The sequence below is a fragment of the Corynebacterium sp. zg254 genome, from assembly GCF_024701495.1.
Lineage (GTDB): Bacteria > Actinomycetota > Actinomycetes > Mycobacteriales > Mycobacteriaceae > Corynebacterium > Corynebacterium zhongnanshanii.
In genome coordinates this window covers 166,480-188,876 of record NZ_WIAR01000003.1, presented here as the reverse complement: position 1 = coordinate 188,876, position 22,397 = coordinate 166,480, and the positions used below count along the sequence as shown (strand labels likewise).

Below are 22,397 nucleotides of genomic sequence, written 5' to 3'. Positions count from 1 at the left end.
ATAACAGCCGGGGTAACCGGCTACGAAGCCATGAGTTGATGATGACCGCGCACGGATAAGCCAACAAGGATAAGCTAAGCCACTATGAGCACCAGCACCACCAACCCCTCCACCCCATTCATCACCGGCACCGAGCTATACCACCACTTCCAGCACGGCCAGCGCATGACGATCATCGACTCCCACTGGGCCAAAACCGAAAACAGCGCCTGGGAAGCCTACGTCACCCAACACATCCCCGGTGCAATGTTCTGCAACCCCCTGCGACACCTCGCCGGAATCCCCTCACGACAACACGGCCGCAACCCCATCCCCGACATCAACGACCTCCAACGCTACCTCGACGACTGGGGAGTGATGACAGACCGACCCACCTACATCTACGACACAGGTGCCAATCTCTACGCCGCCCGCGCCTGGTGGATCCTGCGCTGGGCCGGAGTGAACAACGTGAGCATCCTCAACGGAGGAACCGGAGAATGGCAAGCCGCCGGCGGCGACGTCGCCGGCGGCATCGGAGCCCTGCGCGGACGCGGAAATGTTACCGTCACACCGGGATCCATGCCCACACTCGAAGTCGATGAGATCGAAGACTGGCTCGCCCAAGGAAAAATGCTGGTCGACAACCGCGACGAAGCGCGCTTCAAAGGACTCAAAGAAAACGTCGACCACCAAGCAGGGCACATCCCCGGAGCCGTGAACATCCCCACGGACGTTCTGCAAGAATCCAACGGACGCGTGCTTCCAGCGGAGCGGGTGAGGAAGATTTTGGGTGAGCTTGGCGTCGAAGAAAATACGGAGATCGCAGTGTATTCCGGATCAGGCGTGCATTCGTCCCTGTTTATCGCGGCGATGGAGGCTGCGGGGTTGCCGGCGCCGCGGCACTATGTGGGCGGTTGGTCGCAGTGGTCGTCAGATGCGAAGCGGCCGATCGAGCGAGGCTGATCCTCTCTGCTTTCTACAAATTGTTCGACCAAAACGCCAAAATTGGGTCGAAAAATGGAGTTTTAGTCGAACAATGTGTGGTGGGGCTTGAAGAGAGGGAAGGCCTGCATGAACTCGCCGAACGAACGAAGCGCGGGCGCCGTGACCCGGTACTCCCTCATCCCAAAACTGCGCAACACAGAAGAAATATAGTGATCCTTATCGCGTTGCTCACGGGTTAGGTGATGGGAACCGTCGTACTGAAAGGCGAGCACGTGCGCCGCCATGGACTCCCACGCGAACGACGTCAGCTCAATCCCCTCCGCCCGAACGGTTTGCGCCCAGCGCTCATCCATCACCAGCACATCAACCGTGGTGACCAGCATGCCGCCACTGAACACGGGAACCTGAGTCAGGCACAGCAGGCCCCTGTCTCGGACAGCGTGGGCAACCATCAGCCGCAGAATCGTCTCCGGCGGCGACTCCGCCCCGGAGCAGGACACATCCATCACCTTTCGAAACAGATTCTGATTGCAATGGCCATGAATGGGAGCATTGGTGCCCTCGCCCGGAGGCAAGAGAGTATGTTGTGCCAGATGAATCACCGCATCCGCCAGCTGGACCTGCCTAATAAGAGTGCTGCTCATGTCCGGAATCCGAGGCACAGGCCACCGCAGAATCTCCACCTCCGGGGCGTGCCTTTCCAAACTCGATAAACACCCGGCCAACGCAATAGACAAAGGGACAGCCTGTAAATCCGGAAAAGCAGGATCCGGGTGGACGTGGTGAAGAGGGAGGCTATGAGGGCGTCGACGCCGAAGCCCCAACCATTTCTCAGCCCCATGCCCAACTCGTTGGGAAGACCAAGTAGTGAAGAACATCGTGGGCTGATGATCAACGAAATACTTGAGGCCATGAAGGGCTAGTGAAGAAAAATGACTGGCCGTGGCGCTGGGATTGGAGAGGAAATAAGCCCGAGCTCGGGAGACTGGGTCTAAGTCTGCGCTGCCGAGTGCGTGAGGGGTGGTGCCTGGATGAGGCTGGGTGCTGCGAGAGTGGGGGTTGGGAGAACCGGCGGTCGGAGAATGGGGATTGGGAGAGTGGGGGTTGGGAGCCTGGGTGAACGCCTCGCGAGAAATCCAGACTCCATGGACAACTTGAAGGAATTGAGGATTACGCTCCGGGTGGTTGATGTTGTGGAGGCGTGCCAAGTCTGCGCTGGTTATAGGAACTATTGTTGGGAGCGGCGCGGTGTGAATGCGGCGACTGTTGTGCCACTCGTGCTGAGGAGGCTGTGGCGAGGGTAGTTGCGGAAGTGTGTTCATAGGTTGAACAATTGCACGAAGTTTCCTTGAGGGGAAGAAGGAGTTTTCGAGCCTGTGGATAACTGGGTGTTTTCTGGAGGAAATTAGCCGCCTTCTGGACGTTGTGGATAACTCTGTGGGTTTTGAGGAGTGTTCTGTGGATAACTCTGTGAGTAACTAGGTTTTACTGTGGAAAACTTTGGCTTTGTGGTGGGGAGGTTGTGGATAACTCCAGGCTGTCGGGCGTGCGGGCTGTTGGGTGCGCGGCCGTTGGTTTTGCAGCCGTCGGGCTGAGGTAGATCTGCGCCAGGGTAGTGACAGGCTGCGCCCGGTCTACCTACCCTCGGTTCAGCTGGCACGCGCCTGCCCAACAAAATGTTCGACCAAAACGCCATTTTTGGGTCGAAAAATGGCGTTTTGGTCGAACAATTTGTGTCTCCTATGCCTGAGCTAGGAGAGGCCGTGCACCTTGTTGAGCAGCCAGTGCGTGGTCTCCAGAGGGAGCACCCGCGACAGAGGGAAGATCAGACCGGCCTTTGAGCCTGCGGCATAGAGCGGCCGCGGCGCGTCATCCAGAACCGCCTTCATGATCTCCTCAGCGACGCGCTCCGCGGAGATACCCGCAGCCTCATTGGCGTCCAACGTGTTCAGCATCGTGCTGAACTCAGCTCCATACGGCCCCTGGAGATCCACATACTTAGTCCGCCTCTGGGAAAGCCCCGTATTGATCGAGCCGGGTTCCACCACGGACACCCCAATTCCAAAAGGCCGCACCTCGCGGCGCAGAGAAAAACCAAACCCCTTGATGGCCGCCTTCGAGGCCACGTAGCTGGACCGAAACGCAAGCGGAAAACTCCCCAGCATCGAACCGACCATCACCATGCGACCACGACCTGCTGCGCGCATGGACGGCAAAAGCTTCTGAGTGAGCTCCACCTGCCCCAACACGTTGATCTGAAACAGCCGCTCCAGCGCATCGCGGGGAAGCTCCTCGAACGGGCCGGACTGAGACTCGCCTGCGTTGTTCACCAGCACCGCAGGGGCGTCACCGTGAGCGTGAATATCTTCGACGCAGGCCTCGATGCTGTCAGGATCACTCAAATCAAGTGCGACGTAGTGCACTCCAGGGTGCCGGTCAGACACGGAGTCTGGGTTTCGGGAGGTGCCGATGACATGGAAGCCGGCGTCGGATAAGGAAGAGGCGGCAGCTTTGCCGATGCCCGATGTTGCCCCGGTGACCACCGCGACGCTGCGTCCGGTGCGGTCGGGGGCGGGCGCGACAGAGGGGAGCGCGGGGCTGCGGAGGGTTGGGCTGAGAGTTCGGGAGAATGGAAGTTTTGTCATGGACACTATTGTGGCGCATGGAGGTGGGGCTGGGGCGGAGTTGGGAAAACTTCCAGGCCGCCCCACACACAAAATGTTCGATCAAAACGCCAGTTTTTGGGCGAAAAATGGCGTTTTGATCGAACAATTTGTAGGGAGGTGTGTAGGGAAAAGGGAGGGCAGGGGGGATGGAGCGGAGGTGGTCTTGCGGGAGGTCTACGGAAGTGAGGTCGAACACTATAGAATTGGACGCGGTGACCGCGCAGGACGCACCGCGCACCCACACAACTACATACGCCGCTATGAGCTGCGGTGGGAGAGGGCCGGCCCGCGCCGGCCGCCGACGGAGCAACAACCCTTCAGACACTCTCAGGCACCCGTACCGCCACAGTCAGGCACCTCTGGAAAGCGCTTTCGGCAGTCGTAGGTCGAAAAGCCACCGAAGGAGCAAAACTCTCAGGTATCAGCGACAGAGCGAGGGGATGGACCTACCTTGAACAACCCAAGAACAACCCACAACTCTAAGGCGTAATTCATGGCAACATCTCACGACGAGTTCACGAACCGACACATTGGCCCGAACCCCGCAGATACCCAGGAGATCCTGGACTTCCTGGGCTACGAATCCTCCCAGGCGCTCGCGGAGGCCGCGCTTCCCGATTCCATTAAGCAGTCCGCCCCGATCGGCTTGCCGGACGCCTTGGATGAGACCGAGACGCTGGCCGCGTTGCGCGCTTTCGCGGATAAGAATGTGCAGAAGAAGCAGCTGATTGGCGCTGGTTACTACGACACCGTCACGCCGGCCGTGATTCGCCGCAACGTGGTGGAGAACCCGGGCTGGTACACCGCGTACACCCCGTATCAGCCGGAGATTTCCCAGGGCCGCCTGGAGGCTCTGTTGAATTTCCAGACCATGATTCAGGACCTGACGGGTCTGCCGATCGCGGGTGCGTCTTTGCTGGATGAGGCGACTGCGGTGGCTGAGGCTGTGCAGCTGATGGCTCGCGGCAATGCGAAGGCGTTCAAGAATGGTGGCGTGGTGCTGTTGGATTCTGCGTTGCACCAGCAGTCCATCACGGTGACGTTGGCGAGGGCTGAGGCTGCGGGGATTGCGGTCGAGGTTGTTGATTTTTCTGATGACGACGCCAACACCTCTCGTTCCTTCGCGGATCACGACAACCTGGTGGGTGTTGTGTTGTCGAACCCTGGTTCGACGGGCCGGGTTCGCGATCTGAAGCCTCTGATTGCGGCGGCGAAGGAGGCCGGCGCGTTGGTGACGGTGGCTGCTGATCTGTTGGCGTCGGTGCTGGTGATGTCTCCGGGTGAGGCTGGGGCAGATATTGCTGTGGGTTCTGCGCAGCGTTTTGGTGTGCCACTGTTCTTCGGTGGTCCTCACGCGGGCTTCATTTCGTGTACGGAGGCGTTGCAGCGTAAGTTGCCGGGCCGCATTGTGGGTGTGTCTGTGGATGCGGAGGGTGCTCCTGCGTATCGTTTGGCGCTGCAGACCCGTGAGCAGCACATTCGGCGCGATAAGGCAACGTCCAATATTTGTACGGCTCAGGCGCTGTTGGCTGTGGTCGCTGGTTTTTATGCGGTGTGGCATGGTCCTCGTGGCCTGCGGGAGATCGCCACGGCGGTGCATGGTCGCGCGGTGGCATTGGCTGTGGCGCTGTCTGAGGCTGGTCTGACCGTGGCGCACGATACCTTTTTCGATACGGTCACGGTGCGTCATGACAGCGTGGACGAGGTGCTCACCCGAGCCGCTGATGCTGGCTTCAACCTGCGCCGCGTGAATGACGAGTTCGTGGGTGTGTCCGTGGGCGAGTCCACTACGGATCAGGACATCGCAGAGCTCGTGGAGATCTTGTCCGGAACTTCCGCACGCATTAACACCGCGGACTTCACGGCGGACAACGGCCCGTTGGCGGAGGCTGGTGTGCTGCGTGAGGATGAGATCCTCACGCACCCGATCTTCAACAGCATCACCTCCGAAACGCAGATGATGCGGTACTTGCGGAAGCTCGCGGATCGCGATCTGGCCCTGGACCGCACGATGATCCCGCTGGGTTCCTGCACGATGAAGCTCAACGCGGCAGTGTCCATGGAGCCGATCACCTGGCCAGGCTTTGCGGGCATCCACCCTCATGTTCCGGCCGAGCAGGCTCAGGGTTGGCTGGAGTTGATCGCTGACCTGGAGGAACGCCTGGCGAAGATCACCGGTTACGCGAAGGTGTCTGTCCAGCCGAACGCTGGTTCTCAGGGTGAGTTCGCCGGCCTGTTGGCGATTGCCCGCTACCACCAGTCCCGCGGGGATGACGAGCGTAACCTGATTCTGATCCCAGCCTCCGCCCACGGCACGAACGCGGCGAGTGCCGCGCTGGCCGGTCTGAAGGTGGTTGCGGTGAAGAATGCGGAGGACGGCTCCATCGATGTGGACGACCTGGATGCGAAGATCGCCAAGCACGGTGAGAACATCGCCGGCATCATGATCACCTACCCGTCCACGCATGGCGTGTTCGAGGAGCAGGTCCGCGAGGTGTGCTCGAAGGTGCACGCCGCAGGCGGACAGGTGTACATCGACGGCGCGAACCTGAACGCCCTGGTGGGATTGGCTCAGCCTGGGGAGTTCGGCGGAGACGTCTCCCACCTGAATCTGCACAAGACATTCACGATTCCTCACGGTGGCGGAGGCCCAGGCGTCGGCCCTGTATGTGTGGCTGAGCACCTGATTCCGTTCCTGCCCACGGACGCGCGGGATGATATTCACGACGACGCCCACGGCGCGGCAACGGGACAGCCCGTGTCGGCGTCGGCGTATGGTTCGGCCGGCGTGTTGCCGATCACCTGGTCCTACATCGCATTGACGGGCGACGAGGGATTGACCGAGGCGTCCCGCATGGCGCTCGTGAACGCCAACTACGTGTCCCGCAAGCTGGAGGAGTACTACCCAACGCTGTACACGGGCGAGACCGGCCTGGTTGCCCACGAGTGCATCTTGGATCTGCGAGAGCTGACGAAGGCTTCCGGCATCACCGCCGAGGATGTCTCCAAGCGCCTGATGGACTACGGTTTCCACGCTCCCACCTTGGCGTTCCCTGTGCCGGGCACGCTGATGGTGGAGCCAACCGAGTCCGAGGACAAGGCGGAGCTGGACCGCTTCATCGAGGCGATGGTGTCCATCCACGGCGAGATCCAGGAGGTCATTGATGGCGCGGTTGCGGCTGAGGATTCGGTTCTGCGTCACGCGCCGTTTACTGCGTACTCGGTGATCCGTGGTGATTTCGACGAGGCTGTATCTGGCGGAAAGTTCACTCGCGAGCAGGCCGCGTTCCCTGTGCCGTCCTTGCGCGTGGACAAGTATTTCGCGCCGGTGCGCCGTATCGATGGCGCCTACGGTGACCGTAACTTGGTGTGCTCCTGCCCGCCGATTGAGGACATTGCGGAGAACCTGTAGGGGCTGGCGGGCCTGAAGAGTACGGGCCTTCAGAACAAAGAATAAGAACACTAGTAACGCTAGAAAGACTAGGACACTAGAAAGCCTAGGAACACTTAAGGAGCATGATGAGCAAGGACATCAAGCACACTGCCCTGCATGGTGTGCACGAAAAGCTGGGCGCACGTTTCACCGACTTCGGCGGTTGGGACATGCCGTTGAAGTACACCTCTGAGCTGGATGAGCATCACGCGGTGCGCAAGAACGTGGGCGTGTTCGACCTATCCCACATGGGAGAGGTGCGCGTGACCGGGCCGGAGGCTGCGGAGTTTCTGGACCACGCGCTGATCTCCCGCCTGTCCGCCGTGCCGGTGGGTAAGGCGAAGTATTCCATGATCTGCGAGAGCGATGGCGGGATCATCGACGACCTGATCACCTACCACCTGGGCGAGAACGAGTTCCTGGTGGTGCCGAACGCCGGGAACGTGGCCCCCGTGGTGCGGGCTCTGAACGAGCGCACGGTCAGCTTCGACGTGACCGTGAACAACGAGTCCGATGACACCACGATGGTGGCCGTCCAGGGCCCGAAGGCCACGGAGGTGATGAAGGAGGTCGTGGACAATGTCACCGACTCTCCTGAGGCATCCGGTGCGGGCACGACCGTGAACGACGCCATCGATGGGCTGGGCTACTACGCCGCGTTCCAGGGCATTGTTGCTGGTCAGCCGGCGATTGTGGCCCGCACGGGCTACACCGGTGAGGACGGCTTTGAGATCATCGTGGCCAACGACGCCGCTGAGGTGGTGTGGGAGACCGTGATGACCGTGGCGGATCGCCTGGGTGGCCTGCCATGCGGCCTGGCTTGCCGTGATACCTTGCGCCTGGAGGCCGGCATGCCGCTGTACGGCAACGAGCTGTCCTTGGATCTCACGCCGGTGGATGCCGGTCTGGGCGTGCTGGCTGCGACGAAGTCGAAGGATAAGTTCGTGGGTCGCGACGCGATTGTGGCTGCCAAGGAAGAGGGCACGAAGCAGACGCTGGTGGGCCTGGTGGGCGAGGGCCGCCGCGCTGCTCGCGGTGGCTACGAGGTCTTCGCTGCGGGCGAGGACGGCAACCCGGGCGAGTTCTCCATTGGCCATGTGACCTCGGGGGCATTGTCTCCGACGCTGGGGCACCCTGTTGCGCTGGCGTATGTGTCGAAGGAGGCCGCTGAGTCCGCCACGGCGTCCGAGGGTGCGACCGTGGAGGTCGACATCCGCGGCAAGCGTTTCCCTTACCGCGTGGTGGCGTTGCCGTTCTACAAGCGGGAGCGCTAAAGCCCACTGCGGCCACACACTCACACCGACGTGAACACCCACGCGCCGCCGCCGGTGCGTGGTGTAATCTGATCAACCGAAAACACCTGCTCAACGTTTCGTTGAGCAGCTTCCACACAAGAGGAGAAGACTATGTCCGCACTGCCACAAGATTTCCTGTACTCCGAAGAGCACGAGTGGGTCAACACCAACGCCGTGGAGGAGGGTGCCACCGTGCGCGTGGGCATCACCCACATCGCTACCGAGGCTTTGGGCGAGATCGTGTTCGTCGAGCTGCCTGAGGTGGGCTCTGAGGTTGAGGCCGGCGAGGCTTTTGGCGAGGTGGAGTCCACCAAGTCCGTGTCCGACATCTACGCTCCCGTGTCCGGCGAGGTCGTGGCCATCAACGAGGCGTTGGAGGATAACGCTGGTCTGGTGAACGAGGATCCTTACGGCGAGGGTTGGCTGTACGAGGTGAAGGTCACCGAGTCCGGCGATCTGATGGACGCGGAGGCCTACGCCGAGGCGAATGAGTAACCGCCTGTTGTGAGTACCTGTGTTTGCCCCGCGCTGGTGTTGTAGGGGCAGCACGGTATCCTAACACCATGACTTCACCTGTTGTGGCCCTGTTGTTGGGGCTTGTCCTTGTAGCTGCTGCCGTGTGGCTGTTGCTCAGGCAGCGTTCACAAGGTGGAGGCGGTGATTCTTCGTCCTTTATACCGACGCCCACCAGCGAGCGTTCGCACAGCTCGCGGGGGACAGAGCGGGCCTCGGATGATCCGGCTGCAGCCGATCATCACGGTGTGCAGGCTGGCGCCAGTTCGGCGGGAGCATCCGGCCCTGATGCGGCGCCACAGGAGGAGTACCTGGGGCTGGAGCCCGAGGTAGCTCCCACTGAGGCGATGGAGGAGATTATCGAGAACACCCCTGCTGGGGTGCTGGAGATCGACCGGTCTGCTGAGCGCGATGCGGCGTCGGCGTCGAAAAATTTTGATGTGCTGTCCGGGGGTCGGCGCAAGCGTCGCGCGTGGGCGCAGGCGCACGAGTGTGAATACGTCAAGACGGACGCCCACGTGGCCGAAGACTGGCCACAGCTGGTGCTGGGCCGAGTGGAACAGGAGAGCGGGGAGACCCCGGTTCTCCGGGACGTCGTCAGTGGTTTCTTCCGCGGCTACCCCGTCATCATCGGGGATGTGAATCGCTCGACGGTGTTGGCCATGCGCCGCGCGGAGCCGAGCCCCGCGCACGTGGTGTACACGGTGCACGGGGAACTGCCTCACGGGCTGCGCCGCGCAGAGCGGTGTGACCATGACCCCTACTTCGCCTTTACCAATGACATCCGTGCGCTGGACCGGATGCTGGACTATCGCGTGTTGGACGGCCTGGCGGCGTTGTCCCAGGTGGCAGACCATATTGAGTGGCAGGGCCGCTGGCTGTATGTGCGCATCTCCCGCAAATTAGATACCAGCGTGTGGGATCAGATTCTGCCTCACCAATTCCACATGGCCAATGCGGCGATGGTGCTGCCGCCGATGTACTCCAACGTGCCGCTCGAGTTTGAGCGGGCGGATCCCACGCGGGCTGTTCCGGGGAGTGAGTGGAGCATCGCCACGGCGCGGGACTCTCACTTCGAGTTGCCTGATGCTGCGGCAGAGGATGCCGCGGCAGGGGAGGCAGGTGCTGAGAGAGGGGCAGAGGTAGCCGCTGGTACAGAGGCTGAAACGGGCTCCGAGGTAGTGGCCGAGACTGGCGCTGAAACCAGAAGCGACGCGGCAGCGAACACCGCTGACGGTGCGGCTCAGAACCGTCCCGGTTACCTGCGGGCGGTGCCGGACGCTGGGGCGAACAGTGCACACACTGACCGTTCCGGCGCCTCCGCCGATCGCTCCGGGGCTGCTGGTGATGAGGCCGATGGCGATCAGACCGGCAGTGGTGAGACCGATCAGGATGCCGACGAGTCAGACCCGGCGGGCTCGACTGCCTCGACTGACTCGGCCGGCGCAGCTCACACCAGCGTGCCCGACCCCCACAACCCGGACATCACCCGCCCCGCAGCCAAGGTGGTATTCCCCACGCGAGCCCGCTCCCGCACCGAAGGGGACATGGAGGACTACTCCGCCAGCCACCTAACGGAGGAAACCCACACCCTCCCGAAACTTGGGGAGGACCCCGATCACATCAGCCCGTCGACCGCCCAGCGCCCGCACGTACTCCGTGCGGACGCGGGCACGAAGGCCACCATCTTCGATGATGTGGACGAACCCGACGTCGATTATGTTGAGCCGGAGTTCGATCGACCGGGTGAGGAAGTGGGTGGCGCGGCGGCGTCGGGATCACAGGATGAGGAACCCCGTGACGAGATGACACAGGCGGATGTGCTGGCGAGTCGGCGTCGGGAGAAAAATACGGGCAAGCACCGCGCACCGGACGCGCGGCATGCCCGCCCGGAGCCGATCGAGCCGGTGGAGATCGAGACGGTCGACGCGGAAATCGTGGACATCAACCACAACAAGAACAACTTTTAAACACAACCTATAAGGACAATCATGACCACCCCACACGTGAACGACGAGAAGAAGACCCGGCTGGCCGAACTGGTGAAGGAGCTTGCCGTGGTGCACGGCCGCGTCACCCTGTCCAGCGGCAAGGAAGCCGACTACTACGTGGACTTGCGCCGCGCGACGCTGCACCGGGAGGCGTCTAGGCTCATCGGTGAGCTGCTGCGCGAACTCACCAGCGACTGGGACTACGCCCACGTGGGCGGCCTGACCCTGGGTGCGGACCCCGTGGCCACCGCCATTATGCACGCAGGTGACGGCGTGGATGCGTTCGTGGTGCGCAAGGAAGCGAAGAAGCACGGGATGCAGCGCCGGATCGAGGGACCGGATATTGAAGGCAAGAAGGTGCTGATCGTGGAGGACACCACCACGACAGGCAACTCGCCGCTGACGGCAGTGGCCGCGGCGAAGGAGGCCGGAGCCGTGGTGGTGGGTGTGGCTACCGTGGTGGATCGCGCGACCGGCGCGAAGGATGTCATCGAGGCTGAGGGCGTGGAGTACCGCTCGCTGCTGGGGCTGGAGGATCTGGGTCTGGCTTAGGGCGTCAGTGGGCTGAGAACTTCACCGGCTAGCGCTTTATCGGTTTATCGGCTCGTGAAGTTTTATCGGTTTATCGGTTTATCGGTTCGTGTAGTCTAAGGTTATGACCACAAATCCCTTCCGTCCCACATTCGGAATCTCGCCACGGGTGTGGCGAGGCCGTGGGCTCGTGCTGCACGATTTCGAGCAAGCAATCGCCGGGGAACCAGGATCGCCTGCGCGTGCGCTCGTCATCGACGGAGCGCGTGGTATCGGAAAGACTGCCCTGGTCAACGAGCTTGTGGACATCGCGCAATCAGCCGGTTGGGTGAGCCTGCGGACGCAGAGTCTGCAGCCAACCGCGACCCTCGAGCTTCGGCTCCGGGAGCTCATCCAGGAACTGGAACCCCACGGGACCGGTGTGCTGATCACCATTGACGAGGTGCAGGACGCGAATCCCGCGGACCTCGCAGAGATCGCGGGTGCCTATCAAATGCTTCTTCAGGATGAGAAGCACATTGCGCTCATTGTGACTGGTCTTTCGGAAGGAGTGCAGCGGCTCCTCTCCCTGCCCGGCACTACTTTTATGCGACGTGCTCAGCGGTTCACGCTGGGCGGGCTGACTCGCGACGACGCAGAATACGTCCTCCGGGAAACCTGCAGCGGTAGCGGCATCGAGTTCACGGATGATGCGGCGGTCAAAGCCGCGCTTCTGTCGCGTGGGTACCCGTATTTGGTTCAGCTCGTTGGCTTCCTTGCTTGGAAACGCGCACACAGCCACGGCCAGCACGTCATCAACACTGAGGCGGTGGATGCGATCCGCGCAGACGCCATCCAGACGCTGGGGGAGCAAGTGCACGAGCCATCGATCAAGGGGCTTCCGGCGCGGCAGAAGGAGTTCCTCCAGTGCATGGCTGCCACGGCGCAGGCCACAGTACCAGCAACAGGACAGGCCACAGCGCAGGGCGATATGTCGGACGCGGCGGAACGCGCGGAGATTTCCGAGATTGCTGCCTGCATGGGGCGTGCGGTGACCAGCATGTCTGACCTGCGCCAACGCCTGATCGACAAGGAACTGATCGAGCCGGTGGATCGAGGGTTGTTGGAGTTCACCCTGCCGTACCTGGGGGAGTATCTGCGCAATCAGCCTAGTCGCCGCCGGGTGAGCTAGGCAGTCCGCGGCCCCGACCCGCACAGCCACCCCGCCTTGCCGGCTGGCTACGCTTAGGGTGGCCGAAAGCACAAGGCATGAGGAGTGGAAGAGATGAGCGATAAGGACAAGCCAGGCCCCACGGAGTGGTTCCCGCATCCGGTGGGCGTGGGCCCGTGGGAGCAGCAGAACCCCGGCCGGCCTCGGCCGACGGACCCGCAGTACGATCCCGACCTGCTGGACAACGGCGATACCCGCAACGTGGTTGACGCGTACCGTTATTGGTCCCGCGATGCGATCGTCGCCGATATTGATGCCCGACGCCACCAGCTCCACATTGCGATAGAGAACTTCGAAAATGACTCGAATATTGGGACGGTCGTGCGCACCGCTAACGCTTTCGCGGTGGACACCGTGCATATCGTGGGGCGGCGGCGGTGGAACCGCCGCGGTGCGATGGTGACGGACCGCTACCAGCACCTACAGCACCATGAGACGGTCAATGATGTGCTGGAGTTCGCGGCCCGCGAGGGGTTGACGGTCGTTGCCGTGGACAACACCCCGGGGTCTGTTCCGTTGGAAACGTCGGAGCTTCCGGAGCGGTGCCTGCTGCTCTTCGGCCAGGAAGGCCCGGGAGTTACGCCGGAGGCTCAAGCGGCGGCCCGGATGACGGTGTCCATCGCGCAGTTCGGCTCCACGCGTTCCATCAACGCCGGTGTGGCTGCGGGTATCGCCATGCACGCGTGGATACGCGCGCATGCCGACTTGAATAAGGCCTGGTAAACCCCGACCCTCGCGCCGTGACGATGGCGAAGAATCAGGTTTCGTGCCGTGGACCCACTTGTATGCACCTCCGGTGTTCACACAAATCAAGTGTTCGTCGCGCTGGTGGAGGACGCGCTGGACGGTGGCAGAAACCCCGTGACCTCAGGCACAATTGAATATTGTGATGCACAACGCCAAGGAACAATGGGACCACCGGGCCGACCTCTCAGAACAGGCGGTCGTCGACCGTCACCTCTCCTCGCTGTGGAGAATCCCGGGCACCTCCCTCGGCGTGATCGCCTGGCCGCCCACCACCAGGGATAAGCTCTTCGTCCGCTGGCACTATTGGTGGCAGGCACACCTCCTGGACAACATGGTGGATGCGGCGACCCGCCGCCCCACCAAGGCCCGCCTGAACCGCATCCGCCGCCAGATCCGTGGCATCAAGGTGCGCAACCTGTCCAAGCTCACGGCCAACCACTACTACGATGACAAGGCCTGGCTGGCCCTGGCCCTGGGGCGCGTGGCGGACATGCAGAAGCTGGGTGATCCGCGCGGCCGTGCCGAGCTGATCGACAACATCTACGACGGCGTGGACTCCCTCACCGGAGTGCTGCCGTGGCGTACCAACGAAACCTTCTACAACACCCCCACGAACGGGCCCGCCGCCATCATCGCCGCCCGCAACGGTAACCTGGAGCTGGCCGAAACGCTGGTGGACTGGACCTTCGATCATCTGATTAACGACGACGGCCTGGTGATGGACGGCATGCGTATGCGCATGCACGGCCCGGAGATCGTCACTGCGATCCACCCCTACTGTCAGGGCGTGATGTTGGGCGCCCTGGTGGAGTTGGCCAATGCGCAACGCCGCGCTGCCGGAGTGCAGCCCGGCGAGGTGTCCGACGTGGGGATGAAGCACATCACCCGCGCCCACGGACTGGTGCAGGCCATCGCCGATAAACGCACAACCGACGACGGAGTCTTGCATTTCCAGACGGGTGGCGGCGACGGCGGCCTGTTCAACGGAATCCTGGTGCGGTACTTAACTGTGGTAGCGAACGCCTTGGCGTCGTCGGGTCATCAATCGGATCAGGCACGAGCGCAAGCACGACAGATGGTGCTACGGACGGCAGAATCGGCGTGGCGATACCGTCTGGAGATTGATGGACTGCCCGTGTTCGGCGCGGATTGGACGAAGGACGCGGTGATGCCGCAGTCCGGCGGGCTGGTGGGATCCACTATCGCCGGGGCGGTCAGCAGTTCCGATATTGCGGAGCGGGATATGTCCGTGCAGCTGTCCGGCTGGATGCTGATGGAGGCCGCGGTCAGGCTGTGGGATTAGGCCGTGGAAGAGCCCCCAAAGGCGGGGGAAAACCCACACGCGGGGATGCCGGCAGCAACATTAAATGGGTAAACAAGGCATAATCGGATAGCGAAAACCTAACTTTTCCCGACCAGACATGACCCGTGGGCGAAACCCGCGGAGCAAGGTGAGGACACACTATGCCTATTGCAACCCCAGACGTCTACCGCGACATGCTGGACAAGGCCAAGGAAGGCGGCTTCGCTTACCCAGCCATCAACTGCACCTCCTCCGAAACCATCAACGCAGCGCTGAAGGGCTTCGCTGATGCGGAATCCGATGGAATCATCCAGTTCTCCATCGGTGGTGCGGAGTTCGGCTCCGGACTGAACGTCAAGAACAAGGTTGCAGGAGCCTGCGCACTGGCAGCGTTCGCTCACGAGGCCGCCAAGCACTACGGCGTGAACGTTGCTCTGCACACCGACCACTGCCAGAAGGAAGTGCTGGACGACTTCGTCCGCCCCCTGATCGACATCTCCCAGAAGCGTGTCGACGCCGGCGAGCTGCCACTGTTCCAGTCCCACATGTGGGACGGCTCCGCCGTGCCGATCGACGAGAACCTGGAGATCGCGCAGGAGCTGCTGGAGAAGTCCCGCAAGGCCAACATCATCCTCGAGGTGGAAATCGGCGTGGTCGGCGGTGAAGAAGACGGCGTGGAGGCCAAGGCTGGCGCGAACCTGTACACCACGGAAGAGGACTTCCTGAAGACCATCGACGCCCTCGGCACCGGTGACAAGGGCCGCTACCTGCTGGCCGCCACCTTCGGAAACGTCCACGGCGTGTACAAGCCAGGCAACGTGAAGCTGCGCCCAGAGGTCCTGGACATGGGCCAGAAGGCTGCCGCCAAGAAGCTGGGCCTGGCTGAGGGTGCCCAGCCTTTCGACTTCGTGTTCCACGGCGGATCCGGCTCCGAGAAGGAGAAGATCGAGGAGTCCCTGCGTTACGGCGTGATCAAGATGAACGTGGACACTGACACGCAGTACGCGTTCAGCCGCCCTGTGGCTGGCCACATGTTCGATAACTACGACGGCGTGCTGAAGGTGGACGGCGAGGTCGGCAACAAGAAGGCCTACGACCCACGCTCCTACCTGAAGAAGGCAGAAGAGGCTATGTCCGTGCGCGTTGTGGAGGCATGCCAGGATCTTCACTCCGCTGGTACGTCCCTGAAGTAAAACCCGCACAACCCTGCGTGAAGCGGATATACTTCCAAGTGTGATGAGACCGCCCCAGCTAGCGCGCAGCCGAACGATCATCGGCGCGATCCTGGCTGTGGGCGGTCTTCTGTGGACCTCCACCGCCTTGTGGCCCAAGGCCACCGAGGTGCTGCCGGGCTTGCCGGCGTTGCAGGCCAGCGCCTTCGTGGGCGGCATCTTGGCCGTGTTTGGCCTTGCACTGATTGTTCGCGCGCGCCGGGCGCTTGCCGTGCTGGCGGTGATGGTGCTGGTGGTGGTGATCGCCCCGCGCATCGGCACCCTGAACTGGTTCGGCCCGGACCCGAACGTGCGCGTGATGGCGCTCAATACCGCCCTGGGAAATGCCGACGACGGAGCCATCGTCGATAGACTTCGCGAACTCCAGCCGGATCTCGTGTCCCTCTCGGAGACCACCCCGGATGAGATCCGGCGCGTGACCGCCGCCACGGGCTTCGTGGCGATGAGTAACGCAGAGCCGGGAAGCGGCGGCGCCGATGGTGTGGTGCTTCTGGCCAATCCGGACGGGCGCCTGGCGTCCCTGGTCACGCAGGCGGAGAAAGTAGACCCGGAGAAGAAGCCCGAGGCGAATCATGAGTACGCCGATGTTGCCCGGGACGCCGACGTCACCCGTTTCCAAATGCCCACCGTGTACACGCCCAGCTGGCATTTCCGCGGTAGCAGGGCGGGCGCCGTGGCCGAAGTTCCCGTGACGTTCGCCGGCGTGCACGTGGTGGCCCCCGTGGGTTCAGAGGACCGCAAGGCCTGGGACGAGGAACTGGAAGGGCTGCAGTCCTGGACGGCGCAGCGCAACCGCACCACCGACGTGGTGCTGATGGGAGACTTCAACGCCACCCGCTGGCACCCGCGCATGAGGGACTTCAGCAACACCACGGACTGCACGGGACATGCGGCGGCGCGCCCCACGTGGCCCGCCTTCGCGCCGGTGATCCGCCTGGATCACATCCTCACCACCGGGTCCTGTGGGGACGCGGGCACATTCCGTGTCAGCGGCACGGACCACCTGGGAGTGTGGGCTGACATCGCGTTCCGGAAGAAGGACTAACTGGGCTGTAGGACCCAGATGGCACAATGTAGACCATGAGCACGCACAAGCAGAGTAGCTGGGACGAATCTCGGCGCAACGATCCCGTGGATCCCTCGTCCCGTGCTGCTCGGCTGCGCCGTTTCATCCGCTCCAGCGCGCCGGGCGTGCGCAGTGCCGCGCAAACGCTCACGCGCCAGTGGCCGAAGCGCGGCGCGATGCGCGTGCGGGAGAAGTTCATCTTCGCGCTGCAGGCAGCCATTGCGGCGGCGCTGGCCTTACTGATCGCGGAGAACGTGTTCGGCCACGAGAATGCGTTTTTCGCCCCGATGGCCGCCGTCATCAGCTTGGGCGTGTCCGCCGGGCGGCGAACCCGGCGAACCTTCGAGCTCACGCTGGGCGTGGCCGTGGGCATCGGCATCGGCGACGTGGTCATCGGCCTCATCGGAGGTGGCTATTGGCAGGTCAGCCTGGTGGTGTTCTTAGGGATCATCATCGCCAGCTTCGTGGACAAGGGCGTGATTGTTGCCACCCAGTCGGCGAACACGGGCGTGCTGATCGCCACGCTGATTCCGCCGGGCTCGGAGGACACGTGGGGACGTATGATCGACGCCCTAGTGGGCGGTCTCCTCGGCATCCTGGTCATGGCCCTGATTCCCAATTCACCGCTGCGCCCCGCGCGCCACGTCATGTCCGAGCTTCTTGCCAAGGCGGCCCTGGTGCTGGATGACGTGGCTACCGGGATGAAGCGCATGGACTACGGGTTGATCGAGGAAGCCCTGCAGCAGGCCCGCGGCACCCAAGCCGCGGTGAACAACATGCTCAACCAGGCTGGCGGCGGCGCGGAAATGGTGGCGGTCAGCCCGCTGTATTGGAACGCCAAGCGGCACACCCGCACCATGAACCGGACGCTGGGGCCGGTGGATAACACGATGCGTAACACGCGGGTGCTTGCCCGGCGCGCGGTGGTGATGGTGTCCGACGGGGTGGAGCCCACGCCCGCGATGCACTCCATCTTGAGCGAGCTGGCCAATGAAATTGGCCACCTCTCGGCGGTCTTTTCCGAAGGCGGGACTCGCGGCACGCGCCGCGAGTCCGTCGAGATTCCAGAGATCGTCCGGAACTTGCAGCGCCTGGCCGGCCAGTGCACCCTGGATGTGGCCGAGGGCACGGGGCTGTCCGGCACCGTGGTGTTGGCGCAGATCCGGTCCATCATCGTGGACACGCTGGAGGTGTGCGGCTATTCCCACGAATCGGCGATGGCGGCCCTGGCGCCCACGGTGGAGAGCCCCTCCGTGCCGCCGGAGGTGTGGGACTAGCGGTTGAAGGTCACGAACTGCCCATCGCGCAGGTGGCGATAGAACGTCACCGAGGTGAGCGGCCGCGGATGCGGCACCCCATCGCGCGTGACCTGCATATCCACGCCACCGGCCTGCAGCGCACGCCCCGAGGTGACTGTGGGCTGTGCACGCTCCGCCCGTGCACGGGCCGACAGGCTGGAGAACAGTCGGGACCAGGACACCCGAGGGCTCAGTGGCTTCCGAGGTGTGGCCACAAGGCCCGGGGCCGTGGCCGTTGGCACCATTGTCACACCATTGTTGAAGCCCTCGAGATCATGGGCAGGACCATACGCAGACGCGCCCTCAGCGCCCTCAGTTCCCTGAGCCCCCAGGTGGTTGTAGATGGTCTTACTGTCCACGATCACCTCGCCGATCAGCTCTGCGGCCTCCCCATCAGCGTTCAGTGGCCCGGTGATCTGGGCTTTCGCCAACGTCACCAGGCCATGATCGTCGCGGATCACTGGGTGTGGCGTGGCCGGAGCTGTCACTAGAGTGCGCACCTGATCCGCCAGAGCCTCCTCGGATGCGTCCACATCGATGCCCCAGGCGCGAGCCACATCAGAGTCCTGAACAGGGAGGTAGGCAACCTCCACCCACAACGCGTCGATGCGCATCAGTTTGGTGACCACGGCGGACAGTGCGGCGTCGGTTCCAGAGACAACGATGCGCACCGGCTCGCTGACAGTATGCGGATCAGGCTGCGGGGCACCCAGGTGGGCAACGTCGGGCTGCGCGGCAATTTCATCCAGCGACGGCGTGGAGCCCACCACAAAACGCTCCGGGAAGGAATCCAGGAACTTCAGCTCGGAGCGCGTGGGGATCTCCGCCGTGTCCCGCACCTCGGCGTCCGACGGGAGAGACGGGGCGAGGCGAGCGTGGCGCTGCTGGGCCGCCGCACCGCAATTGAGCAACAACAACATGACTCCCACAATAGCGCCCGGACGCAAGGGGTCGGCCGCGACAGTGCCGCGGGGCTTAACACCGCTGGACGTGCAAGTCTTGCTAAAATACCAAGACGTACAGGCGGGACACGTGTGCACTCACAGATCATGCGCGCACGTCCGCACAGGCATGCCCAGACATGCCCACATACGACAAAACTTATAAGGATGAGCCCAACATGGCAGCAATCATCGTCGTCGGAGCCCAATGGGGAGACGAAGGTAAAGGCAAAGCAACCGACATCCTCGGCGGACAAGTCGACTACGTCGTCAAGCCCAACGGCGGCAACAACGCAGGTCACACCGTTGTTGTTGGTGGAGAGAAGTACGAACTGAAGCTCCTGCCAGCCGGTGTGCTCTCCGAAAATGCAACGCCCATCATCGGCAACGGCTGCGTGGTGAACCTCGAAGCCCTCTTCGAGGAAATCGACGGCCTGGAAGCACGCGGCGCCAAGGCCTCCCGCGTGCGCGTCTCCGCCAACGCGCAGCTCGTCGCGCCGTACCACGTGGCCATCGACCGCGTGGCGGAGCGTTTCCTGGGCAAGCGAGCCATCGGCACCACCGGCCGCGGCATCGGCCCCACCTACGCTGACAAGGTCTCCCGCGTGGGCATCCGCGCGCAGGACCTGCTGGACGAATCCATCCTGCGCCAGAAGATCGAATCCGCCCTGGACCAGAAGAACCAGATCCTGGTGAAGATCTACAACCGCAAGGCCGTGGACGTGGACGACGTGGTGGAGTACTTCATGGGCTACGCCGAGCGCCTGAAGCCCATGCTGATCGACGCCACCTACGAACTGAACAAGGGCCTCGACGAGGGTAAGCACGTGCTGATGGAGGGCGGCCAGGCGACGATGCTGGACGTGGACCACGGCACCTACCCATTCGTGACGTCCTCCAACCCCACCACTGGTGGCGCGTGCGTGGGATCCGGCATCGGCCCCACGCGCATCACCGCGTCGCTGGGCATCATCAAGGCCTACACCACCCGCGTGGGCGCCGGCCCATTCCCCACGGAGCTGTTCGACAAGTGGGGCGAGTTCCTGCAGACCACAGGCGGCGAGGTGGGTGTGAACACCGGACGTACCCGACGCTGCGGTTGGTATGACAGCGTGATCGCCCGCTACGCCTCCCGCGTGAACGGCTTCACGGACTACTTCCTGACCAAGCTGGACGTGCTGACGGGCATCGGCGAGATCCCGATTTGTGTGGCCTACGACGTGGACGGCGTGCGCCACGACGAGATGCCGATGACGCAAACGGAGTTCCACCACGCCACCCCGATCTACGAAACCATGCCCGCATGGGACGAGGACATCACCGGGTGCCGGACCTTCGACGAGCTCCCTGAGAAGGCGCAGGCCTACGTCAAGCGCCTGGAGGAGCTGTCCGGCTGCCGCATCTCCTACATCGGTGTGGGCCCAGGCCGCGACCAGACGATCGTCATCAACGACGTGCTGGAGAGCTAGCGCGCCTTAAAGTCCACCACGATCCGCGGCGGCCCGTCGAGGTACGTCACGGAGTACGGAACTTTGCGCGTAAGCCCGATGACGAACTGCGACCGGGCCTCGAACTGGCCGGCGTAGTTCACCTCGGTCACCACTGTGTCCTGCGGCTCGCCGTCACCCGCGACCGTCCCCGGATGCACCCCGGGCTTCAGCACCATGCGCCCGTCCTGCCGGGCCGCCTCCTCCAGGTCGATGGGCGTCATCTCCACACCGAGGTCCAGCGCGTACTGCCCCGCAACGTTAATGGGGTGCCCCGAGGCCTGGTGCGCGGCCGTTTTCCCGAGCCGGGTATACCACCCCGCGGGCCCCGTTCCCTCGAGCTCGATGACCACCCGGTCGAAGCCGTCGTGGTGCCCCACCCGCACCGCCACGAGCCTTAAATGAGACCCGGCCGCGGGGGGCTGGGTGCGGTCGTCGAGGGATACCTCGCCCATCATGGTCGCGCCTGGCTTGTCCGTTTCCGACGCCACCTCGCCCGATCCTTCCCCGTCCCGCGCCGCGGTGGTCGCTGTGTGCGTCGCTGTCTGGGTGTGTGTCTGCGTGTGCGTCCGTGATTCGGTGACGGTGCTGGTAGCGCCGTCACTCGAATCCCCGCCCGCGCCATCACTGCTGCACGCCCCCGCCAGCAGCGCCGCCCCCATGAGCACCGCGGCCGCACCTCTGCGCGCCCACCTGCTGTGTCCACTTACTTCATGGCCCGTCATGCCGCCATTCTACGTGCGCGCTGCCCCGACCGCGCCCGACCCAGCCCGCCCGCGACTACGCTGGAACCCATGCCTGACTCCGCCGCCTCCGTCCCCGTTGTTGTCGCTGATGTTGATACCGGGATAGACGACGCCCTGGCTCTCGTCTACCTCAGCCATCTCCACGCGCAGGGGCGTATCCGTCTGAGGGTCACCACCAGCGCCGGGAACTGCGGGGCCGCGCAGGCCGCCGCCAACAGCGTGGATGTTCTCAAGACGTGCGGGCTGCGCGTTCCCGAGGACGTGCCCGTCATTGCCGGCGCAGCCGCCCCGGAGCACGTGGAGCTCACCACCACACCGGAAACCCACGGCCCGACGGGCCTGGGCTACTGGTCTACCGAAACACCTGCCGAGGACTATGAACCCAACCTCACGGAAGCGCTCACGAGCTGGGAGGGGGCGGAGCTGGTGTTGGTGGCCGGGCCGGCGTCGAATATTATCCACGCAGAGCACGGCGCGCGGGTGACGATGATGTGCGGCGCGTTCGATTACCCAGGGAATACCACCGCAACGGCGGAATGGAACGCGTGGGTGGACCCGCATGCGCTGCGCGGCACGGTGGAAGCGGACACAGCGGAGGCGGGCACGGCGGCGGGGGAGCGGCCCACGATCTGCCCGCTCAACGTCACCGAGCGCGTGCTGCTGCGGCCCGATCGGCTGGAGCGGTGGGCGTCGGTGCTGCGGCGCAGCGGCAAGGACAACCTGGCGCGGCTGATGGAGGACGCGCTGCGGTTCTATTTCGAGTTTCACGAGTCGGTGGGCGTGGGGTACTGCGCGCAGATTCACGACCTGGCCGCGGCGATGGTGATGCTGGATACGGTGGAGCATCGCACGAAGCCGGGGCGGGTCACCGTGGACGTGGAGGGGGAACGACGCGGCACGACCAGCGTGGAGTGGGAGGATACGGAGCGGGCCAACGCGGACATTCTGGTGGAGCTGGCTCCGGAGGACGTTTTTCGGGAGTTTGAGCGGGTGGTGTTGGGGTTCGCGTGA

At 63.4% G+C, this 22,397-nt stretch carries 18 protein-coding genes and 1 riboswitch; of the genes, 14 read left to right on the top strand and 4 right to left on the bottom strand.

What is annotated here, in order from left to right:
• Nucleotides 1-84: 84 nt before the first annotated feature.
• Entirely contained in the window at nt 85-945 is an 861-nt protein-coding gene (locus GC425_RS08410; protein ID WP_151844680.1) for a sulfurtransferase, read from the top strand.
• Between the two features lie 62 nt (nt 946-1,007).
• Here GC425_RS08410 and GC425_RS08405 read toward each other — a convergent pair whose 3' ends face one another.
• A complete protein-coding gene (locus GC425_RS08405; RefSeq protein WP_151844679.1) occupies nt 1,008-1,571 on the bottom strand; it encodes a hypothetical protein in 564 nt (187 codons plus the stop codon).
• A 1,107-nt stretch (nt 1,572-2,678) separates the two neighbouring features.
• Complete coding sequence (locus GC425_RS08400; protein ID WP_151844678.1) at nt 2,679-3,572, bottom strand: SDR family oxidoreductase; 894 nt, start codon at nt 3,570-3,572, stop codon at nt 2,679-2,681.
• A 282-nt stretch (nt 3,573-3,854) separates the two neighbouring features.
• Nucleotides 3,855-3,946: riboswitch (glycine riboswitch) on the top strand.
• 140 nt (nt 3,947-4,086) lie between these two features.
• Between GC425_RS08400 and gcvP the strand changes: the two genes are divergently transcribed.
• From gcvP to GC425_RS08345, 11 genes are all read left to right on the top strand, one after another.
• Nucleotides 4,087-7,005, top strand: a complete 2,919-nt coding sequence (gene gcvP / locus GC425_RS08395) for an aminomethyl-transferring glycine dehydrogenase (protein ID WP_151844677.1) — start codon at nt 4,087-4,089, stop codon at nt 7,003-7,005.
• A 107-nt stretch (nt 7,006-7,112) separates the two neighbouring features.
• On the top strand, nt 7,113-8,300 hold the full coding sequence (gene gcvT, locus GC425_RS08390) for a glycine cleavage system aminomethyltransferase GcvT (RefSeq protein WP_151844775.1): 1,188 nt from the start codon (nt 7,113-7,115) through the stop codon (nt 8,298-8,300).
• Nucleotides 8,301-8,432: 132 nt separating this feature from the next.
• The gene (gene gcvH, locus GC425_RS08385; protein WP_151842597.1) at nt 8,433-8,816 is read left to right on the top strand and encodes a glycine cleavage system protein GcvH; all 384 of its coding nucleotides are present in this window, start codon (nt 8,433-8,435) and stop codon (nt 8,814-8,816) included.
• Nucleotides 8,817-8,884: 68 nt separating this feature from the next.
• Nucleotides 8,885-10,804 carry a hypothetical protein gene (locus tag GC425_RS08380; RefSeq protein WP_151844676.1) on the top strand — a complete coding sequence of 640 codons (1,920 nt, stop codon included), beginning with the start codon at nt 8,885-8,887 and terminating at the stop codon, nt 10,802-10,804.
• A gap of 21 nt (nt 10,805-10,825) precedes the next feature.
• Nucleotides 10,826-11,377, top strand: a complete 552-nt coding sequence (gene pyrE / locus GC425_RS08375) for an orotate phosphoribosyltransferase (RefSeq protein WP_151844675.1) — start codon at nt 10,826-10,828, stop codon at nt 11,375-11,377.
• Between the two features lie 103 nt (nt 11,378-11,480).
• On the top strand, nt 11,481-12,527 hold the full coding sequence (locus GC425_RS08370) for an AAA family ATPase (RefSeq protein ID WP_151844674.1): 1,047 nt from the start codon (nt 11,481-11,483) through the stop codon (nt 12,525-12,527).
• A gap of 93 nt (nt 12,528-12,620) precedes the next feature.
• Complete coding sequence (locus GC425_RS08365) at nt 12,621-13,289, top strand: RNA methyltransferase (protein WP_151844673.1); 669 nt, start codon at nt 12,621-12,623, stop codon at nt 13,287-13,289.
• A gap of 166 nt (nt 13,290-13,455) precedes the next feature.
• Complete coding sequence (locus GC425_RS08360; protein WP_151844774.1) at nt 13,456-14,616, top strand: glycoside hydrolase family 76 protein; 1,161 nt, start codon at nt 13,456-13,458, stop codon at nt 14,614-14,616.
• A 161-nt stretch (nt 14,617-14,777) separates the two neighbouring features.
• On the top strand, nt 14,778-15,809 hold the full coding sequence (gene fbaA, locus GC425_RS08355) for a class II fructose-bisphosphate aldolase (RefSeq protein WP_151844672.1): 1,032 nt from the start codon (nt 14,778-14,780) through the stop codon (nt 15,807-15,809).
• A 43-nt stretch (nt 15,810-15,852) separates the two neighbouring features.
• Nucleotides 15,853-16,893 (top strand): endonuclease/exonuclease/phosphatase family protein, encoded by a 1,041-nt coding sequence (locus tag GC425_RS08350; RefSeq protein WP_231699794.1) that lies wholly within the window; start codon nt 15,853-15,855, stop codon nt 16,891-16,893.
• A gap of 35 nt (nt 16,894-16,928) precedes the next feature.
• A complete protein-coding gene (locus GC425_RS08345) occupies nt 16,929-18,191 on the top strand; it encodes an aromatic acid exporter family protein (RefSeq protein WP_151844670.1) in 1,263 nt (420 codons plus the stop codon).
• Here GC425_RS08345 and GC425_RS08340 read toward each other — a convergent pair.
• A complete protein-coding gene (locus GC425_RS08340) occupies nt 18,188-19,132 on the bottom strand; it encodes a hypothetical protein (protein ID WP_151844669.1) in 945 nt (314 codons plus the stop codon). The genes GC425_RS08345 and GC425_RS08340 overlap by 4 nt on opposite strands.
• A 200-nt stretch (nt 19,133-19,332) precedes the next feature.
• On the opposite strand from GC425_RS08340, the gene GC425_RS08335 reads away from it, so the two are divergent.
• Nucleotides 19,333-20,622 (top strand): adenylosuccinate synthase, encoded by a 1,290-nt coding sequence (locus GC425_RS08335; protein ID WP_151842590.1) that lies wholly within the window; start codon nt 19,333-19,335, stop codon nt 20,620-20,622.
• On the opposite strand, the gene GC425_RS08330 is transcribed toward GC425_RS08335, so the two are convergent.
• Nucleotides 20,619-21,365 (bottom strand): hypothetical protein, encoded by a 747-nt coding sequence (locus tag GC425_RS08330; protein WP_151844668.1) that lies wholly within the window; start codon nt 21,363-21,365, stop codon nt 20,619-20,621. The genes GC425_RS08335 and GC425_RS08330 overlap by 4 nt on opposite strands.
• A 69-nt stretch (nt 21,366-21,434) precedes the next feature.
• Here GC425_RS08330 and GC425_RS08325 point away from each other — a divergent pair, with 69 nt between their 5' ends.
• Nucleotides 21,435-22,397, top strand: coding sequence for a nucleoside hydrolase (locus tag GC425_RS08325; protein WP_151844667.1), 963 nt, complete (start codon nt 21,435-21,437; stop codon nt 22,395-22,397).

Bases quoted from the DNA above. Each gene is read 5' to 3' on its own strand.
- GC425_RS08410 (WP_151844680.1), top strand. From the start codon at position 85: ATGAGCACCAGCACCACCAACCCCTCCACCCCATTCATCACCGGCACC.
- GC425_RS08405 (WP_151844679.1), bottom strand. From the start codon at position 1,571: ATGAGCAGCACTCTTATTAGGCAGGTCCAGCTGGCGGATGCGGTGATT.
- GC425_RS08400 (WP_151844678.1), bottom strand. From the start codon at position 3,572: ATGACAAAACTTCCATTCTCCCGAACTCTCAGCCCAACCCTCCGCAGC.
- gcvP (WP_151844677.1), top strand. From the start codon at position 4,087: ATGGCAACATCTCACGACGAGTTCACGAACCGACACATTGGCCCGAAC.
- gcvT (WP_151844775.1), top strand. From the start codon at position 7,113: ATGAGCAAGGACATCAAGCACACTGCCCTGCATGGTGTGCACGAAAAG.
- gcvH (WP_151842597.1), top strand. From the start codon at position 8,433: ATGTCCGCACTGCCACAAGATTTCCTGTACTCCGAAGAGCACGAGTGG.
- GC425_RS08380 (WP_151844676.1), top strand. From the start codon at position 8,885: ATGACTTCACCTGTTGTGGCCCTGTTGTTGGGGCTTGTCCTTGTAGCT.
- pyrE (WP_151844675.1), top strand. From the start codon at position 10,826: ATGACCACCCCACACGTGAACGACGAGAAGAAGACCCGGCTGGCCGAA.
- GC425_RS08370 (WP_151844674.1), top strand. From the start codon at position 11,481: ATGACCACAAATCCCTTCCGTCCCACATTCGGAATCTCGCCACGGGTG.
- GC425_RS08365 (WP_151844673.1), top strand. From the start codon at position 12,621: ATGAGCGATAAGGACAAGCCAGGCCCCACGGAGTGGTTCCCGCATCCG.
- GC425_RS08360 (WP_151844774.1), top strand. From the start codon at position 13,456: ATGCACAACGCCAAGGAACAATGGGACCACCGGGCCGACCTCTCAGAA.
- fbaA (WP_151844672.1), top strand. From the start codon at position 14,778: ATGCCTATTGCAACCCCAGACGTCTACCGCGACATGCTGGACAAGGCC.
- GC425_RS08350 (WP_231699794.1), top strand. From the start codon at position 15,853: ATGAGACCGCCCCAGCTAGCGCGCAGCCGAACGATCATCGGCGCGATC.
- GC425_RS08345 (WP_151844670.1), top strand. From the start codon at position 16,929: ATGAGCACGCACAAGCAGAGTAGCTGGGACGAATCTCGGCGCAACGAT.
- GC425_RS08340 (WP_151844669.1), bottom strand. From the start codon at position 19,132: ATGTTGTTGTTGCTCAATTGCGGTGCGGCGGCCCAGCAGCGCCACGCT.
- GC425_RS08335 (WP_151842590.1), top strand. From the start codon at position 19,333: ATGGCAGCAATCATCGTCGTCGGAGCCCAATGGGGAGACGAAGGTAAA.
- GC425_RS08330 (WP_151844668.1), bottom strand. From the start codon at position 21,365: ATGACGGGCCATGAAGTAAGTGGACACAGCAGGTGGGCGCGCAGAGGT.
- GC425_RS08325 (WP_151844667.1), top strand. From the start codon at position 21,435: ATGCCTGACTCCGCCGCCTCCGTCCCCGTTGTTGTCGCTGATGTTGAT.